General features: G+C 51.1%; 19 protein-coding genes. 18 read left to right on the forward strand and 1 reads right to left on the reverse strand.

Annotated elements, in window-relative coordinates; translation table 11 throughout:
* The first annotated feature begins 44 nt into the window (after window positions 1–44).
* The 12 genes from B4O97_RS17220 to B4O97_RS17275 all read left to right on the forward strand — a co-directional run bounded on the left by B4O97_RS17220 (window position 45) and on the right by B4O97_RS17275 (window position 6,409).
* Window positions 45–383: a hypothetical protein gene (locus tag B4O97_RS17220; RefSeq protein WP_083052753.1), complete on the forward strand. Its 339-nt coding sequence runs from the start codon at window positions 45–47 to the stop codon at window positions 381–383.
* Window positions 383–847 (forward strand): PTS sugar transporter subunit IIA, encoded by a 465-nt coding sequence (locus B4O97_RS17225; protein ID WP_083052754.1) that lies wholly within the window; start codon window positions 383–385, stop codon window positions 845–847. Before B4O97_RS17220 ends, B4O97_RS17225 begins: the two co-directional genes overlap by 1 nt.
* On the forward strand, window positions 844–1,356 hold the full coding sequence (locus B4O97_RS17230) for a Na+/H+ antiporter subunit E (RefSeq protein WP_083052755.1): 513 nt from the start codon (window positions 844–846) through the stop codon (window positions 1,354–1,356). The genes B4O97_RS17225 and B4O97_RS17230 overlap by 4 nt, the downstream gene beginning before the upstream one ends.
* Window positions 1,347–1,613, forward strand: coding sequence for a monovalent cation/H+ antiporter complex subunit F (locus B4O97_RS17235; protein WP_083052756.1), 267 nt, complete (start codon window positions 1,347–1,349; stop codon window positions 1,611–1,613). Before B4O97_RS17230 ends, B4O97_RS17235 begins: the two co-directional genes overlap by 10 nt.
* Window positions 1,610–1,939 (forward strand): monovalent cation/H(+) antiporter subunit G, encoded by a 330-nt coding sequence (gene mnhG / locus B4O97_RS17240; RefSeq protein WP_083052757.1) that lies wholly within the window; start codon window positions 1,610–1,612, stop codon window positions 1,937–1,939. Before B4O97_RS17235 ends, mnhG begins: the two co-directional genes overlap by 4 nt.
* Window positions 1,932–2,165 (forward strand): hydrogenase subunit MbhD domain-containing protein, encoded by a 234-nt coding sequence (locus tag B4O97_RS17245; protein WP_083052758.1) that lies wholly within the window; start codon window positions 1,932–1,934, stop codon window positions 2,163–2,165. The genes mnhG and B4O97_RS17245 overlap by 8 nt, the downstream gene beginning before the upstream one ends.
* A complete protein-coding gene (mbhE, locus tag B4O97_RS17250; protein WP_083052759.1) occupies window positions 2,162–2,464 on the forward strand; it encodes a hydrogen gas-evolving membrane-bound hydrogenase subunit E in 303 nt (100 codons plus the stop codon). Before B4O97_RS17245 ends, mbhE begins: the two co-directional genes overlap by 4 nt.
* Window positions 2,442–2,858: an MnhB domain-containing protein gene (locus tag B4O97_RS17255; protein WP_233143102.1), complete on the forward strand. Its 417-nt coding sequence runs from the start codon at window positions 2,442–2,444 to the stop codon at window positions 2,856–2,858. Before mbhE ends, B4O97_RS17255 begins: the two co-directional genes overlap by 23 nt.
* Window positions 2,858–3,196 (forward strand): sodium:proton antiporter, encoded by a 339-nt coding sequence (locus tag B4O97_RS17260; protein WP_083052760.1) that lies wholly within the window; start codon window positions 2,858–2,860, stop codon window positions 3,194–3,196. The genes B4O97_RS17255 and B4O97_RS17260 overlap by 1 nt, the downstream gene beginning before the upstream one ends.
* Window positions 3,189–4,856 (forward strand): complex I subunit 5 family protein, encoded by a 1,668-nt coding sequence (locus B4O97_RS17265; protein ID WP_083052761.1) that lies wholly within the window; start codon window positions 3,189–3,191, stop codon window positions 4,854–4,856. The genes B4O97_RS17260 and B4O97_RS17265 overlap by 8 nt, the downstream gene beginning before the upstream one ends.
* A 148-nt stretch (window positions 4,857–5,004) precedes the next feature.
* A complete protein-coding gene (locus B4O97_RS17270; protein WP_083052762.1) occupies window positions 5,005–6,006 on the forward strand; it encodes a hypothetical protein in 1,002 nt (333 codons plus the stop codon).
* Window position 6,007: 1 nt separating this feature from the next.
* Window positions 6,008–6,409 carry a fibronectin type III domain-containing protein gene (locus B4O97_RS17275; protein ID WP_083052763.1) on the forward strand — a complete coding sequence of 134 codons (402 nt, stop codon included), beginning with the start codon at window positions 6,008–6,010 and terminating at the stop codon, window positions 6,407–6,409.
* Window positions 6,410–6,421: 12 nt separating this feature from the next.
* Here the strand turns inward: B4O97_RS17275 and B4O97_RS17280 are convergent, their stop codons facing one another.
* On the reverse strand, window positions 6,422–7,198 hold the full coding sequence (locus tag B4O97_RS17280) for a hypothetical protein (RefSeq protein ID WP_083052764.1): 777 nt from the start codon (window positions 7,196–7,198) through the stop codon (window positions 6,422–6,424).
* 78 nt (window positions 7,199–7,276) lie between these two features.
* Here B4O97_RS17280 and B4O97_RS17285 point away from each other — a divergent pair, with 78 nt between their 5' ends.
* The 6 genes from B4O97_RS17285 to B4O97_RS17310 all read left to right on the forward strand — a co-directional run bounded on the left by B4O97_RS17285 (window position 7,277) and on the right by B4O97_RS17310 (window position 16,664).
* Window positions 7,277–8,686 (forward strand): HD domain-containing phosphohydrolase, encoded by a 1,410-nt coding sequence (locus B4O97_RS17285; RefSeq protein ID WP_158084376.1) that lies wholly within the window; start codon window positions 7,277–7,279, stop codon window positions 8,684–8,686.
* A gap of 135 nt (window positions 8,687–8,821) precedes the next feature.
* Window positions 8,822–12,550, forward strand: a complete 3,729-nt coding sequence (locus B4O97_RS17290) for a hybrid sensor histidine kinase/response regulator (RefSeq protein ID WP_233143104.1) — start codon at window positions 8,822–8,824, stop codon at window positions 12,548–12,550.
* A 116-nt stretch (window positions 12,551–12,666) separates the two neighbouring features.
* Window positions 12,667–13,665 (forward strand): TRAP transporter substrate-binding protein, encoded by a 999-nt coding sequence (locus B4O97_RS17295; RefSeq protein ID WP_083052766.1) that lies wholly within the window; start codon window positions 12,667–12,669, stop codon window positions 13,663–13,665.
* Between the two features lie 91 nt (window positions 13,666–13,756).
* Window positions 13,757–14,260 (forward strand): TRAP transporter small permease, encoded by a 504-nt coding sequence (locus tag B4O97_RS17300; protein WP_083052767.1) that lies wholly within the window; start codon window positions 13,757–13,759, stop codon window positions 14,258–14,260.
* Window positions 14,261–14,263: 3 nt separating this feature from the next.
* The gene (locus B4O97_RS17305; RefSeq protein ID WP_083052768.1) at window positions 14,264–15,544 is read left to right on the forward strand and encodes a TRAP transporter large permease; all 1,281 of its coding nucleotides are present in this window, start codon (window positions 14,264–14,266) and stop codon (window positions 15,542–15,544) included.
* Between the two features lie 52 nt (window positions 15,545–15,596).
* The gene (locus B4O97_RS17310; protein WP_083052769.1) at window positions 15,597–16,664 is read left to right on the forward strand and encodes a uroporphyrinogen decarboxylase family protein; all 1,068 of its coding nucleotides are present in this window, start codon (window positions 15,597–15,599) and stop codon (window positions 16,662–16,664) included.
* Window positions 16,665–17,353: the final 689 nt, after the last annotated feature.

Here is a 17,353-nt window from a genome sequence, read left to right on the forward strand (position 1 = left end):
GGTACTCTGGTTCTGCGATATTCCTCGCATTAAAGGCGGCAGTCATGAAACTGATGGTTTTTGTCTTGAACCGCGAAGAACTCCTGGAACAGGTGCTGGAGGCTTATGCCGAGGTGGGAATACCCGGGGGAACGATCCTGGATTCCGAAGGGATGGGACGCTTTCTTACCTACGAGGTCCCCCTGTTTGCCGGCTTCAAGGAGTTCATGAAGGGGAACAAGCCCTACAATAAAACGATTTTTTCCGTCATCCGGGACGAAAGCCTGATTCCCAGGTTTCACAAGCTGCTGACGGAGGTCTGCGGGGATCTGCGTGATCCCGGCACCGGTATTCTGTTTACTGTCCCGGTCGACTGGGCCGCAGGACTGGCGGAGGAGGAGTAATGGCAATAAATATTAGCGAACTGCTGAATCCGGCCTGTATCGAACTGGATCTCTCGGCGAAAAAGAAACCCGATATCCTGCGGGAGCTCAGCTCCGTGCTGGCCCGCTGCGGGGACGTGGGGAACCAGGACAAGCTCTACAAGGAGCTTCTAAAGCGGGAAAAGATGACCAGTACCGGAATCGGGAGCGGCATCGCCATTCCCCACTGCCTCTCGTCCCAGGTAAAGGAGATGCACGTCGCCTTCGGGCGCAAACTCGAAGGCGCCAAATTCGACGCTGTGGACAATCAGCCGGTCAGCCTCTTTTTTCTGCTTGCAGGTCCGGAGGGCGCCCATTCCAGGCATCTCCAGATACTGAGCAGACTGGCCCGCTACCTTCACGATCCGGCCTTCTGTCAGGAGCTTCATACCGCCTCGTCCCCTGAGGAGGTCATTGCCGCTTTCAGGCGCAAGGAATCGGAATGAGACTCGAGACCCGCTGGGCCCTTGTCAGGTTTCTCATTACCTTTCTGTCCCTTTTCCCGGGCTGGATGCTGTTTACCTGGTCTCTGGATCCCGGTTCTCTCGTGGCGGGAATTGTATCCAGCCTGGTGGTGGCCTGGTTTACCTATTCCATCTTCGTGGACGAGTCCGAAGCCGCCCGCAGGGCCCATCTTCCGCGGCCGCACTACTTTATCGTCTACCTGGTTGTCCTGGTTTTCAACATGTATGTGGCAAGCTTCCAGGTCCTCTGGCAGATCCTCCGGGGAAAGATCAACCCCGGGATCGTACATTTCCGGACAAGGCTGAAAACCGACATAGCCAGAGTCGCCCTGACCAGCTCCATTACCCTGACCCCGGGCACCATAACCCTGGATCTGACGGACGACCACCTGGTCGTGCACTGGCTCGATGCACGGACAACCCACTCCCGCTATGCCGGTGAGCTGATCAAGGGCATCTACGAAAAACTCCTGAGACGCATATGGCTCTGATGCTGGAAATTACAATCTACTTTCTCGTCGCCTCCAGCGTAATCAGTCTGGTCCGGGTTGTAATCGGCCCCACCGTGGCGGACCGCATGATCGGACTGAACCTGGTGGCTTCCCAGATCCTTACCCTGCTGGTTCTCGTTTCGGTGGCCCTGGAGCGCTCCATTTACCTGGATGTCGCTCTGGTCTACGATATCTTCGGCTTTATCGGCATCCTGCTCATGACCCGTTACTTTTCCGGGAAAAAGGGGGAGATATGACCATTGCGGCGGCGATCTTTTTCGGACTGGGGATCATTTTCAATCTCATGGGAAACATCGGCGTACTGGTTTTTCCCGATGTCTATACCCGCCTGCAGGCCTCGTCGACCTGCGCCACCACCTCGGTACTCTCCTTTTTTATCGGCTGCATGTTCATTGCCGGCTGGGGGCCCATGACAGGGCGGCTTATTGTAATAACCATCTTCTTCTTTGTTACCAACCCCATCTCCGCCCACATAATAGCCCGTTTCGCCTGGCAGAACGGGATCGTTCCCTGGCGTCAGAGTTACACAAAACGGCGGGAACTGGGAGGAGATGATGATTGAGGTTCTGCTGGCGTTAATGCTGATTACCGCGGTAATCTCCCTCCAGGTACGGGACATGCTGGCGGCGGTCCTTACCTTGAGCGTCTTGAGCCTCCTCAGCTGCCTGGTTTTTTTTCTCTTCCATGCGCCGGACGTCGCTCTTACGGAGGCTGCCGTGGGAACCGGGGTAGGGACGGTGGTGATGATCTGGATCGTCTACAAGACCGAGAGGCGGGATGAGACATGAAGAGGAAGCACTGGCTCATGTTCGCTGAAATACTTGTTCTTTCCCTGACCGCACTTTTTCTTTTTACTGCCCTTAAGGGGGAGCACCCGGTATCTTCCGGAATCCGGGACTATATCGTCGCGAACGGAAGCCGGGAGACCGGGGCTCTGAACCTGGTGACCGCTATTTACCTGGGCTACCGGGCCTTCGACACCCTGGGTGAGACAATCGTCCTGCTCCTGGCAGTTTCGGGGGTAATCTACTTTACCGATTTTTCCGCCGAAGGAGGGAGAGAAAGTGAAGAAGACGACCATACTTGACCTGGTGGCCCGCAAGCTTGCTCCCTTCATGCTGCTCTTCGGGTTCTATCTGCTGACCTACGGACACCTCTCCCCGGGCGGGGGGTTTCAGGGAGGCGTTGTTATCGCCTCCGGTGTTATCCTGCTGGCCATCAGCCGTGGGGTGGAAGCCGCGGAGTCCCTCTTTCCGGTTCTTGCCCTCACCAAGGCTGAAGCTTTTGCTTTTTTTCTCCTCCTGGCCGCGGGACTTGCCGGGGTGGTCGCAGGTATCGGCTTTCTCGGGAATCCCGTTGTCCGGGCGGATGTGCAGGCCGTTCCCCGGGCTGGAATGATCCTGCTTTTCAATGTGCTGATCGGCATCAAGGTCGGCGCCGGAGTCAGCCTGATCTGCATGCACCTGTTCAGGGAGGAGTAATGGTCTGGTTTCTTATCGGCGCAATCTTTCTCGTCGGTCTCTGGGGCATCATGAACAAGGCGAACATGATCAAAAAGGTAATGGCCCTGAGTATTGCCAACAGTGCTGTCATTCTGCTCTTTATCTATTACGGCTCCTTTTCCGGTGATACAGCGCCCATCGAGGGAACTTCGGCCCGGATGGTGGACCCCCTGCCGCAGGCTCTGATGCTGACGGCAATAGTGGTCGGAATCTGCGTGGTAGCCCTGGCCCTGGTCCTGGTCTACCGCTTATATCTTAAGTTCGGGACTCTGGATATGCGGCGAATAGAAAAGAAGGCCTGGGAACTGCATGACTGAAAACCTGATAATCTGGATCCTTGTTTCTCCCCTTTTCGGCGGGGCCCTGGCTCTTTTCGGAAAGATCTTCAAAAGAGCGGAAGGATTTTTCTGTCTGCTTTCTGTTCTCAGTTTTGCGGGACCGATCTTTTCTCTGCTGCATCTGCTGGAACCGGTGGCCGGAGGGGCCGCTCTGTTCTACCCCCTGGGGGGCTGGGCGGAGCCCTATGGTATCAGTCTGGTGCTGGACGGTTTTGCCTGGATTTCCGCGGCCCTTATCAGCCTGATTACACCCCTGATCGCCCTCTTTGCCCTGGGAAACAGAAAATACGGAGCCCGTTTCTTCTTCTTTTTAATGCTTCTTTCCGGCGGTATGTACGGGGTCGCCCTGACGGGGGACCTCTTTACCATGTTCGTGGGCTTCGAGATCATCGCTATTTCCGCCTATGTGCTGATAGCCTGGGAGGGTACCCCAACGGGTCTGGTGGCGAGTTTCAAGTACCTGATGCTCAGTACCACGGGGATCCTCTTTTTTCTGTTCGGCATATTCCTGATCTACCGGGACCTGGGGGTCCTCTCCATAGACAGAATCTCGACCCTGCTCCAGAGCGCCGGCGGGGTTCGGAACACCCCTACCATGCACCTTGCCCTGGCCTCCCTTTGTGTGGGAATCGGGGTGCGAACTGCCTTTATCCCTTTTCATACCTGGCTTCCCGAGGCCCATGCCTATGCGCCCCATCCGGTATCGGCCCTGCTTTCCGGGGTGCTTATAAAGGTCTCCTTTTTCGCCATGGTTCGGATCCTTCTGGAATTCGGCGGTTCCTATATGTGGGAGCTGCTTCTCTGGATCGGGGCTGTTACCGCCATCAGCGCCGTTGTTAGTGCGCTGGCCCAGAGCGATGCCAAGCGCCTTCTGGCTTACCACTCCATATCCCAGATGGGATACATCCTGGCTGTCTTCGGTGCGGGATCCTCCTTTGCCCTCAGCGCCTCGTTTTTCCATGCCCTGAACCATGCTCTTTTCAAGAGCCTTCTTTTTCTTACCGTCGGGACCGCGGTGGGCTTAAGGGGGGTACGGAACCTCTATAAAATTTCGGCCCTGGGCCGCAGGATTCCCCTTTTCGGGCTGGCCTTTTTTGTGGGGGCTCTTTCGATATCAGGAATTCCCCCTTTTAACGGCTTCGCCAGCAAAGCCTATATATCCTCCGGAATGAGCGGGTCACCGGCTTATGTGCTTCTATGGATAACCAGTTTTCTTACCATCGCAAGCTTTGTCAAACTCAGCAGGATCTACTTTCCCGGACCAAAGGAGCCGTTCCCCGCGGTCCAGCCGGATACGGTACTGGTTCGGGATTATCTTCCCGGCAAACTGGAGCATCTGGTGGTCATTGTGCTGGCCCTTCTCTGTCTGGGAAGCGGGGTCTTTGGCGTCCAGGTGGCCGGTTTCCTGAATGTTATGCTCTATCATGAGGAGTTGAGTTACACAGTATCCCTCTTCGGCTGGAAAAAGATGCTCTCCCTGCTGCCGGCGGTAATTCTGGGTTTCGCGGCCTTTCGTCTGGTGACAACTTCATGGGGAAAAGGCCTCTCCGCCCGGCTCAAGGCGCTTGCCCCGGACCTGCATACGGTGCTGATTTTCTTTTTTATCGGTCTTCTTGCCTTTGCGGCGGTGGCTTACTGATGAAAAAAATGGATTTTCTGATATTTGTGAGTATACTAGAGAAAGTATGCATCATGGGTTTCCGCATCCAGGAGTACGATCTTTATTAACTCTTCTCATTTCTATCTCCTGGATACTGCTGTTCTCTCCGCAGCTGAATGGGGAGACCATGGTGCTCCACCGCTTTTATTCGGAACAGCGGGAGACGGAAATAGAAGAACTTCTCTATCTCGCCGCCGGAGTGGAGCTTACCGGCGCGGGTCTTTCCAGCAGCCGGAGTGCCGAGAATCCCGACTATATCCTGCATACCCGTTATCGGCGTGACGGGGAGAATCTTATCCTCCAGTATAAGCTCTCCCGGAAGGGATTCAGGAGAGGATCAGAGGAAAGTCTTGCAGAAACCGGGATCAATCTGCGGATAAATCACTATTTTGATCAGATAATCGCTTCTACCGTCAACTATCTGCTCAACACTGCCGAAATAGAACGCCACAGTTCTCCGGAAGCCAGGATTGAAGGAATTCTTCCGGAAAACCCTGAATCCGGGGGTACGGAAACAGTTCTCCGGGAGAAACCATCAGAAAAGGATATCGACAGTAAAGCGGAGCAAAGAACAGAGAAAGCCGCAGGAAACAGGGCTTCCCCGGAAGGCTCAACAGTAACGGGAAATCCCGCTTCAGAAAAAAGCTCTGGTCCCGGAATCTACGGCAGCGCCGGAACCGGAGCTCTTATGCTCCTGGGCGAGATCACCGAATATTTTCATTACGGCCTGGCGGGAACAGTTTCCGCCGGACTGGAGTGGCCGAGTCCGAAAAGAACAGTACAACTGGGAGCCCGGGTCAACCTGATCAGGGTCTTCAATGATCAGCAGACCAACGGAGCACCCCTCTACTTTACTACCGCCGGGGTCAACCTTGTTCTTGGAAGCAGTCCGGAGCAGTCAAACCTTTTTTTTGCCGGGATCACCGGCGGCGCCGCCCTCATCAGCGTTGCTGATTTAGATGGCATCATGACCAAGACAGTGCCTTATGCCGAGGGAAACCTGGCAATGAGGGTGCCCCTGGGCGCACGGCTCTACCTGAAGCCCGACCTGGCTCTGCTCTGTATCTTTGACGATGACCTTCTGATAAGCGGGATTCTGCCGTCCCTCGCTGCAGGGCTGGAGTTTTAACATGCTGAAGAGATTATTCCTTCTGATCATGATGTCGTTCTTCTTTTTTCTTGGAGGCTGCGACGAGTACGCCCTGCTGGAACAGTATCAGCTCGATGTGGAAGTAGCAGACTGGATTCCTGTTCCGGAGAATTTTTCTGTCAGCAGTAGTGGCAGCAGAAATATTTCCATAAACTGGTCATATCCCGATACCTCCCTGATCGACGGTTTCCGGATCGCACGTATGGATACTGCCGGGGGATCAACAATTATCGCGGATGAAGGTCAGCTTGGTAGCAATGAGACCTCGTATGTGGATACTGGTCTGGCGCCAAATGTCTGGTATATTTACTATATGTATGCCGTATCCGGAACGTATCGCTCCTATGCAACTGAACCTAAAAGTGGTTTTTCAAATCCTTGATTATCTCTCGACTCAGTCTTCAACGATCTGTTCCAGAATTCTCTCCATCTCAGTGTACGCCTCCCGGCGTCCTGAAAGACGTTCCTGCAGGCCATAGTTGGAAAAGAAGCGGTCCGCCGAGTCCAGCAGGCCCGGGTATTCGGAGCGTACCCGGGGAGAGGCAATCAGGGCCCGCAGCAGCGCCCTGGTACTCAGGTCCTCCATTCTGAGGGCCCTGCTGTTCGCTGCAAGCTGCTCTTTCTCCCGTATCTGCCGCAGCGCGGCAGCCAGGTTGTTCCGGAGCTGCCGTTGATCCAGCTCCAATTGAAGATTTTCCTGCTCCAGGCTCTTGATTTGTCGTATCAGTGTACTGTTTTGCGAGGGGGGGGCTTGTTCCCGAGCGTCCGGCACTGTTTCCGAGTCCAGTATTGGAGCGGAGGCGGGAGCGGACATATCCTCCATTCGCCGGGATATAATCTCTTCCCGCTCGGCTTCCGCGGATTTAAGAAGTTTTTCCAGTTCCTTCAGCTCTTCGCCGGATTGGCCGCTGCTTTTCAGTTCTTCGTACTGCTTTCGCAGGGCGATAATCTCCTCTTCCTTTTCCCGGAGCTGCCGATCCGTCTGGGCTTTGAGGGTCTTGAGGAGCTGCCACTCACTGGTCAGAAAGCGGTTCTCCCGCAGGGTCACCGCCCGTATCTGGTTCTCCGCCTCGCTGTGCATGATCCAGATGAATCCTGCAGTCAGGGCAATCAGAAGGCTGTTTACAATTAAGGGCAAGAAGAGCTGGTTCCGCCGGATTTTCGGCTTCATGTTTTGATGATTATCCTGCATATGCCTTACTGTGTATTCAGTCTATCATTTAGCATCGGCAAATGCTATGGTACTGCCATGCTGAACAGGAACCGCCTGCGCATTCGCCTGATTGTCCTGATTATCCCCCTGGTTGTGGCTGTAATCCTTGGCAGCGGCATCTTCGCTTCCCTGGAGGCCCGAAAGGCCCTCGTCCGTGTCGTTAATCGTCACATGGTCTATAAAGCAGAACAGCTCAGGGATTATGTTACCAGCGAATGGGGTATCCTCAACGAGCTGGACCTCGATGCACAGCAGGAATACCGGATCATCGCCGAAGAGTCCCTCAAATCCTATGCTGTATCTCTGCTGCGGGGAAAGACGGAAAACATTATCGCCTTCGATGGAGACGGCAATGTCCAGATGAGGATCGGGTACGGTGATTTTCCTGACCCCGAGCCATGGAGCGGTGCTCAGAATTATGAATCTTTACACCAGGGCTGGTTTTCCGGAACGCTCCACGGAGAAAAGCGGGTGGGGGTTGCCTTCGATCTGGAGGCCTTCGGCTGGACCGTGCTGATCAGCGAGGGGGAGGAGGCCTATTTTACGGAAATTCAGGAGATCCGCTATACCTATTTCTGGATTCTGGCTTCCACTATTGTTCTTATCAGTATTCTTATCGCCGTCTACCTGGGATACATCATTCGTCCGGTGGAGCATCTTACTCAGACGATGCAGCATATAAGCAGCTCCCAGGATCTGTCCATGCGGGCACAGATCGAGTCCACCGACGAGATAGGTTTTCTGGCTGACCGATTCAACTCCATGATTTCCTCCATGCAGAGGAGCTATATGGATCTGCAGCATGCCCGGGATGCGGAGGAGTCATCAAGAAAGACAGCAGTCCAGCGTGAACTGGAGACCCTCAATCTGCTGGGAAGGGTCTCGGATTTTCGGGACGAGGATACCGGGGAGCACCTGAGGCGTATTGGTTCTTTTTCCGCTCTTTTTTCCCGCCTCCTGGGGCAGACCGGGAGGGAGCAGGATCTCATTTTTTACAGCGCTCCCCTTCACGATATCGGGAAAATCGGGATTCCCGATTCAATCCTGCTGAAACCCGGACGGCTTACCGACGAAGAGTTTGAACAGATGAAGCTTCATACTCTTTTCGGCTACAACATACTCAAGGATGCCGAGAGTGAGTATCTCTCCCTGGGGGCCCGGATAGCCCTTACCCATCATGAAAAATGGAACGGCAGCGGGTATCCTGAAGGTCTTGCCGGGGAGGACATTCCCCTTCCCGGACGGATCGTCGCCCTGGTGGATGTGTTCGACGCCCTCATCTCCGAACGGCCCTATAAAAGGGCCTGGCCCCCGGAGGATGCCTTTGCGCTGATTCTGGAGCAGCGGGGAAAACACTTTGATCCGGCGCTTGTGGATCTTTTTGAAAAGAACTTCCCGGCCTTTCGTACCATGCTGGGCCTGCCTGATTTTTCCCTTGAGTCCTGAGGCAGATCTCTAAATAATCTCTTATCAACAAAAAATTATTTATCTGCAATTTTCTTGTCAGGTATGCAGTTTTGGTACTATACTTCAGGTTGAAAGTTGTGTGTCGGATTTCACACCCCTTTCAGGAGCATGATCGTGAGGTCCAGAGCCCTTGTTTCTCTATGTTCAGTTCTCGTTTTCTCCCTGTTTTTCAGCTTCTCACCCTTGAGGGCTGTTCCCATACCGGAGCATTTCCGCTTCGACTCCTTTACAACGGAGGACGGCCTCGCTAATTCTTCGGTATCCAGGATCATTCAGGACCGGGATGGAATAATCTGGATAGCCACCCAGGCGGGACTGAACAAGTTTGACGGATATACCTTTACCCATTACGAACATGACCCTTTCAATGAGAACTCCCTTTCCCATAACCTGGTGCAGACCATGTATCTCGACGGCGACGGCAGCTTATGGGTGGGAACCTACGGCGGTCTGAACCATTTCGATCCAGTCAGCGACACCTTTACGCGCTATATCAACGTGCCAGGGGATGACACCTCCCTGAGCAATAACATTGTTACCGCTGTATCCCGCGACACCAGGGGGACGCTCTGGGTCGGAACCCTTGGTGGGCTCAACCGCTTCAATGAAGAGGCTGAACTCTTTATCAGGTATCTGCCGGGTCAGGACCGGGAGAAATCCCTGGCGAACGGGGTGGTCCGGGATTTTATGCTGGACCTCGAGGGCAATTTATGGATAGGAACGAACGGCGGGTTATGCCTCTACAGCTACGATTCAGATGACTTTACCGTGTATCGCCACGACCCGGATAATCCGGATTCTCTGCCCTCTCCCTATGTAATGACGATGATTCAGAATCCTGAAGATCCGGAACGCTTCTGGGTTGGGACCTGGGGGGGCGGGGTTTCGGAGTTTCACATACCTTCAGGTTCGGTACGGGACTTTGATCTTCCAAAGAAGGAGGTCTACCGGATTCTCTACGATTCCAGGGGAAGACTCTGGATCGGTACCTGGGGCGGCGGCCTGATTGTGCTGAATCCCCGGAACGAAAACCTGGTTCATGTGACGGCCTCGAGTCAGAAGAGCAGTCACGGCCTTCTACACAATGTAGTCTACTCCCTTATGGAGGACTCTTCCGGAATGATCTGGATCGGGACCAATGGAGGGGGAATCAATACCTATGAGGACTGGAAGAACCAGTATGCTTCCATAATCCCTGATGCTGAATCTCCTTCGTCTCTGGCACCGGGCAAAGTGGAGGCTCTTCTCCAGGATCCGGACGGAACCCTCTGGAGCGGCATCTACTCCGGCGGCCTTAACCGAAGGTACCCGGAAAGCGGAAAGATCCGGCGCTATACACACGATCCTGAAGACCCTTTCAGCTTGAGCAATGACATTGTAAACGCCCTGCTGAGGGATTCCCGGGGAACCCTCTGGGTAGGAACCAACGAGGGACTGAACATATACATTCCCGAAGATGATAATTTCAAACGGGTCCTGGCCGACGGCACCGCTTTGACACCTCCGGAGGATACGATCTTCGAACTCTACGAAGACAGCAGCGGGGGTATCTGGCTCGGTACGAATATTGCGGGAGCGGTCCGGATGGATCCTGCCAGTGGGCTGTATCGTCACTACACCCATGATCCGGACGACCCCGGCAGTCTCAGCGACAATCTGGTACGTACCATTCTCGAAGATCCTGACGGTACCGTATGGATCGGGACGAATAACGGACTTAACCGGCTTGATCCGTCAGGCGGGCAGTTCAAACGCTATCTGTATAATCCCGATGATCCCGCGGGCCTGAGCAACAGCAATATCCGTGCCCTGGTTCGGGATACCTCGGGAATTCTCTGGATTGCGACCTCCGGGGGCGGTTTGAACCGCTACCATCCTGAAACTGACAGTTTTTCCTATGTCTCCCGCAGGGACGGGCTCTTAAGCAATCATATTCTCAATATGGTTGAGGGCCGCCCGGGAGAACTCTGGATGAACACGACCCGCGGCGTTTCGGTATATGATATCAGCTCCGAAAGCTTTAGGACCATCGATGCATCCACCGGGTTGCTCTCGGACGAGCTTGCCAACGGGCTGCATGTGGGACCCGGCGGAAAAATCTACATAGGCAGCATCAACGGCATTACCAGTATCCAGGAAACCCCGGATGAATCGGAAATGTTTATTCCTCCCATTTCGCTGGTCCGTTTTGAAGTCCTGGGAGAAGAGCGATCCCTGGAAAACGGTGATGACGGCGTATTCACCGAATGTACCCTGGAGGCCTCGGACAGCCTTATTTCCTTCCAGTTTTCCGCTCTGGACTACTCGGCCCCTGAGCGGAACCAGTATGCCTACAAGCTCGAGGGCTTCGACTCCGACTGGATCCGGGCAGGCTCCCGTAACTACGTATCCTATACAAATCTGGATCCGGGCCGCTATACCCTGCGCGTTATCGGAGCGGGGAGCAGGGGTAACTGGAACCATCAGGGGATTTCGATCCCCTTGAGGGTCCTGCCTCCCTGGTATCTGAGTGTCTGGGCAAAGATGCTCTATGCTTTGACCTTTCTGCTCTTAGTCCTTTCTCTGCTGCATTTCAACCAGATCAAACAGAGAAAGGCGGAGGAACGTTACCTGGAACAGGCGCGGCTGAACCGCGAACTGGATCGCAAGGTCAGGGAGAGGACCGCAGAGATCGAAAGGGCGAAGCAGGTCGCAGAGGAAGCCACCCGGGCCAAGAGTCTATTTCTGGCGAATATGAGCCATGAGATCCGGACCCCCCTGAACGGAATTTTCGGGATGCTCTCTCTTCTCTCGAGAACGAAGCTGAATTCGGACCAGCAGGAGTACCTGGAAAACTCCAAAAGCGCGGTGGGGAACCTCAATTCCCTGATCAACGATCTTCTCGATATCGAAAGAATTGAATCGGGAAAGATCCGCATCGAAAACGCCCCGTTCTCCGTCGCCCAGGCTGCCGAATATGTCAGGACCCTTTTTGAACAGGGTGCTGCAGAAAAAGGGATCGATCTGACACTGAAGCTTGATCTTCCCTCGGATCTGGACGTTGTTATGGGAGACCGGAACAGATTTATCCAGATTGTCAGCAACCTGGTGGGAAACGCCGTCAAATATACGGAGCAGGGGTCCATCCTCTTCGTTGTGGCCACAGAAAAGAAAAACGATCAGGAAATCCGCTGCGAAGTTACAGTGCAGGATACGGGTATCGGTATGCCCGATGACCAGCTCCATCGAATTTTTGACAGCTTTTCCCAGCTGGATATGGGCTATGGCAAGGCTTCCAAGGGAGCCGGACTGGGGCTGGCAATTGTGAAGCAACTGGCGGAAGCCATGGGGGGGACTGTGTCTGTGAGCAGTCAGCTGGGGAGAGGATCGACCTTCCTGGCAACCCTCCTGTTCTCGCCGGCTCCCGAGGGATCCGGGTATCAGGAGGAAAAACCGGATCAGGGAGAACAGTTTTCGCTGGCCAAGGATGGACAACTGCGTGTACTTGTCTGCGAAGACGAGGCCATTAACCGTATCTATATCAGCAAGTTCCTTCAGTCCAAAGGCTATGAGGTCGATCTGGCGACCAACGGGAATGAGGCCCTGGACCGGGCCCGGGAAGGGGCCTACTCCCTTATTCTGATGGATATCGGCATGCCCGGCATCAACGGACTGGAGGCCGCAGGTCAGCTGCGGGCCCTTGGAATGAACACCCCCATTCTCGCCCTGACAGCCCATACCTTTTCCGAGGATATCCAGCGCTGCCTGGAGGCCGGTATGAACGATTTTGTGGCCAAACCGATAAACGAACAGACCCTGCTCAGCAAAATCAGGACGTGGATAAAAAATCCGGTGCAGACCTGAGTTCCGTTCATCTACGAATACCCCCGTTCAGCTCCCCATACAGCGATTCACACGGTTTTTCTTGAACCTCCCTTGTCTCCTGCGATACTGGAGGTAAATCAACAAGGAGGATTGTTATGAGAAAAACAATCGTTGCTGTTCTGTGTGTCCTGTTACTGACTGCCGGGCTATTCGCCGAAGGCAGGCAGGAGGGGGCAGCGGAAACCTACAAAATTACCGCTGGTCTTGGTTTGAATGACAAGTCGGCAGCCTATGAAGCCATGGTGTATTTTAAAGAACTTGTGGAAGAAGGCAGCGACGGACGTATCGTAATGGAAATTTACCATTCAAGTCAGCTTGGAGACGACCGGGAGATGATGGAAGCCCTGCAGCGGGGAGAACAGGAGATGACTGTCCCTTCAACCGCTCCGATTGTCCCCTTTGTTCCGGAGTTCGGTGTCTTTGATCTCCCCTTTTTGTTTCCTAAACACGAAGATGCAGACCGGGTTCTAGATGGCGAAATTGGACAGAGGATTCTGGACAAACTATCTGATGTCGGACTTAAAGGACTGGTTTATTGGGAGAATGGGTACCGAAATCTCACTAATAGTGTACGTGAGGTGAGAACTCCCGCAGATGTTAAGGGTATGAAAGTCCGTACAATGGAAAACCCAATGCACCTGGATGCCTGGAGAACCATGGGGGCTAATCCTACGCCCATGGCTTTCGGCGAGCTTTTCTCCGCCATGCAGCAGGGGGTTGTGGACGGCCAGGAAAATCCCTGGGGTACCATTTATCTTCAGAACTTTCATGAAGTCCAGACATTTGCGTCCGATACAGGTCATGTTTATTCACCCTTCGTTTTGATGATCAGCCAGAAGTACTGGGACAATCTTCCTGCCGATCTGCAGAAGGTTGTTATGGATGCAGCTGTTAAATCCCGGGATAAGAACCGTGAGCTTAATCGTAAATATAACAAAGAATATATGTCAAAACTAAAGGAAGTTATGACTGTTTCAGAACTGACTTTAGAAGAAAAAGCTCAGTTTCAAACTGCTGTTCAATCTGTTTATGACCAATATGCTGATGCAATCGGAAGGGGTTTGATCAACGAAGTGATGGAAGAACTTAAGTAAGGGGCATTCTTAAAATAATGTAATTGGTCACCGGATCAAGGGCACATAATGTCAAGATCCGGTGGTTTTAATCTATCAGAGGAGACATAAGATGTTTTTCGGACGTTTCCAGGCAGCCCTTGAAAAGGCATATTCCATGTTTCTCATACTGTTAACATTAACAATGTTTATAATTGTTGCATTCAATGTTTTCATGCGCTTTGTGATGAATCAGTCCCTAGGCTGGGCGGATGAACTGGCGCGTTTCATTTTCATCTGGATAGGTTTTCTTGGGGCTGTACTAGCATATAAAAACGATGAACATGTTGGGCTTAGTTTTTTGATTGATGCCATACAGTCCTCCAGGGGGAAGCGCATCATTAGCGTTATACAGCAGATCCTTAGCCTCGTAGTGCTGTTGTTTATTACCTATTTCGGGTACCAGGCTTCAACCACTGTCATGAATGTATCTCCAGCATTATCCATCCCCATGTCCTTAATGTATCTCATTGTACCTTTTTGTGGAGGTATGATGTGTTTGCTTGGAATTGGAAAGCTCATCGCGATTTTCCGGGGGGCGGAAATACAGACTAATATCAGGAATTCGGTGGAGTAATGTATGTTGTGGATTTTCCTCTTTTTTCTATTTTCCTCAGTTATTCTTGGACTTCCTATTGTTTTTGCACTCGGTATAGCCAACATAGTCATGTTGCAATTGTTAGATCTTCCATTCACTATTATTGCAAGTAAGATGATATCGGGAATGAACAGTTTTCCACTCCTCGCGATCCCATTTTTTATGTTCGTTGGGGAGGTAATGAGTCGTGGTGGTATAGCTCGCAGACTTGTCAAACTGGCAGATGCTTTTGTTGGACACATTACAGGGGGGCTTGGTCATGTAAATATTCTTGCCAGCATGTTCTTTGGCGGTATAAGTGGATCAGCAATTGCTGATACGGCTGCTATTGGAGGCTTGATGGTTCCGCCTATGGTACAACAGAAATACACACCATCATATTCCGCTGCAGTTACCGCAAGTTCTGCGGTAATTGGCATAATAATTCCCCCCAGTATTCCTTTTATTTTATACGGAATAGTAACAAGTACATCAATAGCAAGGCTTTTTCTGGGTGGTATAGTTCCAGGTCTTATCGTCGGTTTTGCTCTGATGGTAACTACCTATATTACAAGCAGTCGTTATGGTTATGGGAAAAGAGAGAAAGGCAAGTCTTTTTCCCTAAAGGAGGTCTGGTCTGCATTTCAGGCAGTTTGGCCGGCTCTGACTCTACCGGTGATCATTGTAGGCGGTATTCTCGGTGGAATATTTACTGCAACCGAAGCTGGGGCAGTAGCAGCTTTTGTTGCACTTCTTCTTAGTCTCTTCTATTACCGTGAAATTCAGATTAAAGATCTTCCCGGAATATTTCTATCTACTGCCAAGACAACTGCAATTGTTCTGTTTCTCAGTGCAATGGCCATGGTTTCTGCCTGGCTGTTGACAAGGGCAAGAGTCCCGGTTGCTTTATCAAATCTTCTGACAGCTATTACAGAATCTAAACTGCTTATTCTTCTATTTTGTAACATGCTTTTATTCCTTGTTGGCTTTGTCATGGATTTGACACCTGCAATTCTTATCCTTGCACCCATACTCACACCTTTAATGATGAATATCGGAATCGATCCGGTTTACTTTGGGGTAATAATGTGTATTAACCTTGGGATTGGGTTAGTTACACCACCAGTGGGAACTGTTTTGTATGTGGCATGCGGTGTTGCAGATGTGAGAATGGAGGGTTTGGTAAAGTCTCTTCTTCCGTTTTTGTTTACTCTGCTTGTAGTTCTGTTATTACTTATTCTTTTTCCAGAATTGGTCATGTTCATTCCCAACTATTTCAGCTAAATCAGTAATGGATCTGAAAAAAAATCATATATATTGAAGGAAAGGTGAAAATATGACATCTCGTGAACGATTTCTTGCTGCAGCCCGGGGACTGTATACTGATTGCATTCCGGCAGCACCATATAATGGTAATTTTGGAGCGGCTCTGGCCGGTATACCGATATCAGTTTATAACACTGATGGAAAACAGATGGCAGATGCCCAGACTCTTGCTTGGGAAAAGATTGGGCAGGATGTAATCGTTGCGCAGTCTGATAATTACTATATTGCTGAAGGATTCGGATGTGTAATTGAACAGCCGTACGATACAACCCCAAATTTGGTTAAACCAGCCGTTGCGACACTTGATGAAGTTGAAAAACTCAAGGTGCCGGATCCGTACAGAGACGGACGGATGCCTGTATATCTCGAAGCAATTTCTTTGTTGCGCGAAAGGTTTGGTAATGAAGTTGCAATACGTGGTCCGGGAACAGGACCATTTTCACTAGCCAGCTATTTGATGGGTGGGACTACCGAGTTCCTGATGCAGATTGCATATTGTGAAGCCGACAATGATTCTGTAAAAGAGTCACAATTATTCGAATTGATGGATGTTTCTTCGGATGCTCTTATAGTCTTTTTAAAAGCTCAGCTATCTGCAGGTTCTGATACTGCAATGGTTGGAGATTCTCTTGCTTCATTGAGTATGATCTCACCAAAGATTTATGAGAAATATGTCTTCCCTTACGAATGCAAGGTTTTCCAGAGCATCAGGGCGGATGTAAAAAAGCGTGATGCAGTAACTATTTTACATATTTGCGGCGATACCCGGGATATTCTTCCCAACATGGCCCAAACAGGTGCTGATATTCTTGAAATTGACGCAAAGGTTACTCTTGCTGATGCTCGGATTCTTGTTGGGGATAAAATTGCACTTATGGGAAATCTTGAACCCACAACAGTTTTGTTTGCTGGGACACCAGAACATGTGCAAAATGAATCTTTGAAATGCATTCGGGCAATGGAAGGCTCTCAAGGTGGGTTCATCCTTGGGTCAGGTTGTGAGGTGGTGCCAAAGAGTCCTGAGGTAAACTTGAAAATGATGGTAGAAACTGCTCATAATGCATCAGGGAATATGTAAAAGTATATTTATTCGACAGTGAGTTTGCGTTACTTTATCCAGGGGGATCAGGGTTCTTGATGAGCATCCGAGTTCGTATTTTTCGTTCTTATATGATATTGATTCTCCTGGTTCTTCTGTACTTATGCTGTTCATTCCTTTTAGGTTCTTTTCGTTTGCAGCTTGAAAAGGATAAAATTTCTATTCTTGAAGTAAAAACAACTTGGGAAGAGTTGCGTGTCCTGGTGAATGAGACAACAGCCGATTGGAACGACGGTAAAACATATGAAGAGTTTATAAAGAAGAGTATACAGTTTGAGGCAAGAATAAACAAACTGGTAGAATCAGATAACCGCAATGTATGGTATTGGCGACAGGTCAATCGGTACATCGATAACTTATACTCTGTGTGGCTGATGGCGCGGGTAAATGTTGACAGCCTGATAGAGACACGAGAAAGTCTTGAATTCCATAAGATGGAGAAGTCGCTTGTTCAAATCCCCGGTCCTCAAAGGCTTTATCATTTTTTTATTAGGCTTATGGAAAATGCCGATAATGAGAACGATCCACATATAATTATTCTAAAGAAATATACTGATGCAGTTGAGTTTTTTCCTATCTACAGTAATGCTGTCGACTATGGATTTTCAATTGCACTGCAAAAAATGGGGATTCAATATAATCATATAATAGTCATTCAGAATTATTTG

Source organism: Marispirochaeta aestuarii (assembly GCF_002087085.1).
Lineage (GTDB): Bacteria > Spirochaetota > Spirochaetia > JC444 > Marispirochaetaceae > Marispirochaeta > Marispirochaeta aestuarii.

Excerpts from the sequence above, each read along its gene's own strand:
- B4O97_RS17305 (WP_083052768.1), top strand. The coding sequence starts at position 14,264 with ATGTTGTGGATTTTCCTCTTTTTTCTATTTTCCTCAGTTATTCTTGGA.
- B4O97_RS17300 (WP_083052767.1), top strand. The coding sequence starts at position 13,757 with ATGTTTTTCGGACGTTTCCAGGCAGCCCTTGAAAAGGCATATTCCATG.
- B4O97_RS17265 (WP_083052761.1), top strand. The coding sequence starts at position 3,189 with ATGACTGAAAACCTGATAATCTGGATCCTTGTTTCTCCCCTTTTCGGC.
- mnhG (WP_083052757.1), top strand. The coding sequence starts at position 1,610 with ATGACCATTGCGGCGGCGATCTTTTTCGGACTGGGGATCATTTTCAAT.
- B4O97_RS17285 (WP_158084376.1), top strand. The coding sequence starts at position 7,277 with ATGCTGAACAGGAACCGCCTGCGCATTCGCCTGATTGTCCTGATTATC.
- B4O97_RS17245 (WP_083052758.1), top strand. The coding sequence starts at position 1,932 with ATGATTGAGGTTCTGCTGGCGTTAATGCTGATTACCGCGGTAATCTCC.
- B4O97_RS17260 (WP_083052760.1), top strand. The coding sequence starts at position 2,858 with ATGGTCTGGTTTCTTATCGGCGCAATCTTTCTCGTCGGTCTCTGGGGC.
- B4O97_RS17275 (WP_083052763.1), top strand. The coding sequence starts at position 6,008 with ATGCTGAAGAGATTATTCCTTCTGATCATGATGTCGTTCTTCTTTTTT.
- B4O97_RS17230 (WP_083052755.1), top strand. The coding sequence starts at position 844 with ATGAGACTCGAGACCCGCTGGGCCCTTGTCAGGTTTCTCATTACCTTT.
- B4O97_RS17280 (WP_083052764.1), bottom strand. The coding sequence starts at position 7,198 with ATGAAGCCGAAAATCCGGCGGAACCAGCTCTTCTTGCCCTTAATTGTA.
- mbhE (WP_083052759.1), top strand. The coding sequence starts at position 2,162 with ATGAAGAGGAAGCACTGGCTCATGTTCGCTGAAATACTTGTTCTTTCC.
- B4O97_RS17225 (WP_083052754.1), top strand. The coding sequence starts at position 383 with ATGGCAATAAATATTAGCGAACTGCTGAATCCGGCCTGTATCGAACTG.
- B4O97_RS17235 (WP_083052756.1), top strand. The coding sequence starts at position 1,347 with ATGGCTCTGATGCTGGAAATTACAATCTACTTTCTCGTCGCCTCCAGC.
- B4O97_RS17295 (WP_083052766.1), top strand. The coding sequence starts at position 12,667 with ATGAGAAAAACAATCGTTGCTGTTCTGTGTGTCCTGTTACTGACTGCC.
- B4O97_RS17270 (WP_083052762.1), top strand. The coding sequence starts at position 5,005 with ATGGTGCTCCACCGCTTTTATTCGGAACAGCGGGAGACGGAAATAGAA.
- B4O97_RS17220 (WP_083052753.1), top strand. The coding sequence starts at position 45 with ATGAAACTGATGGTTTTTGTCTTGAACCGCGAAGAACTCCTGGAACAG.
- B4O97_RS17310 (WP_083052769.1), top strand. The coding sequence starts at position 15,597 with ATGACATCTCGTGAACGATTTCTTGCTGCAGCCCGGGGACTGTATACT.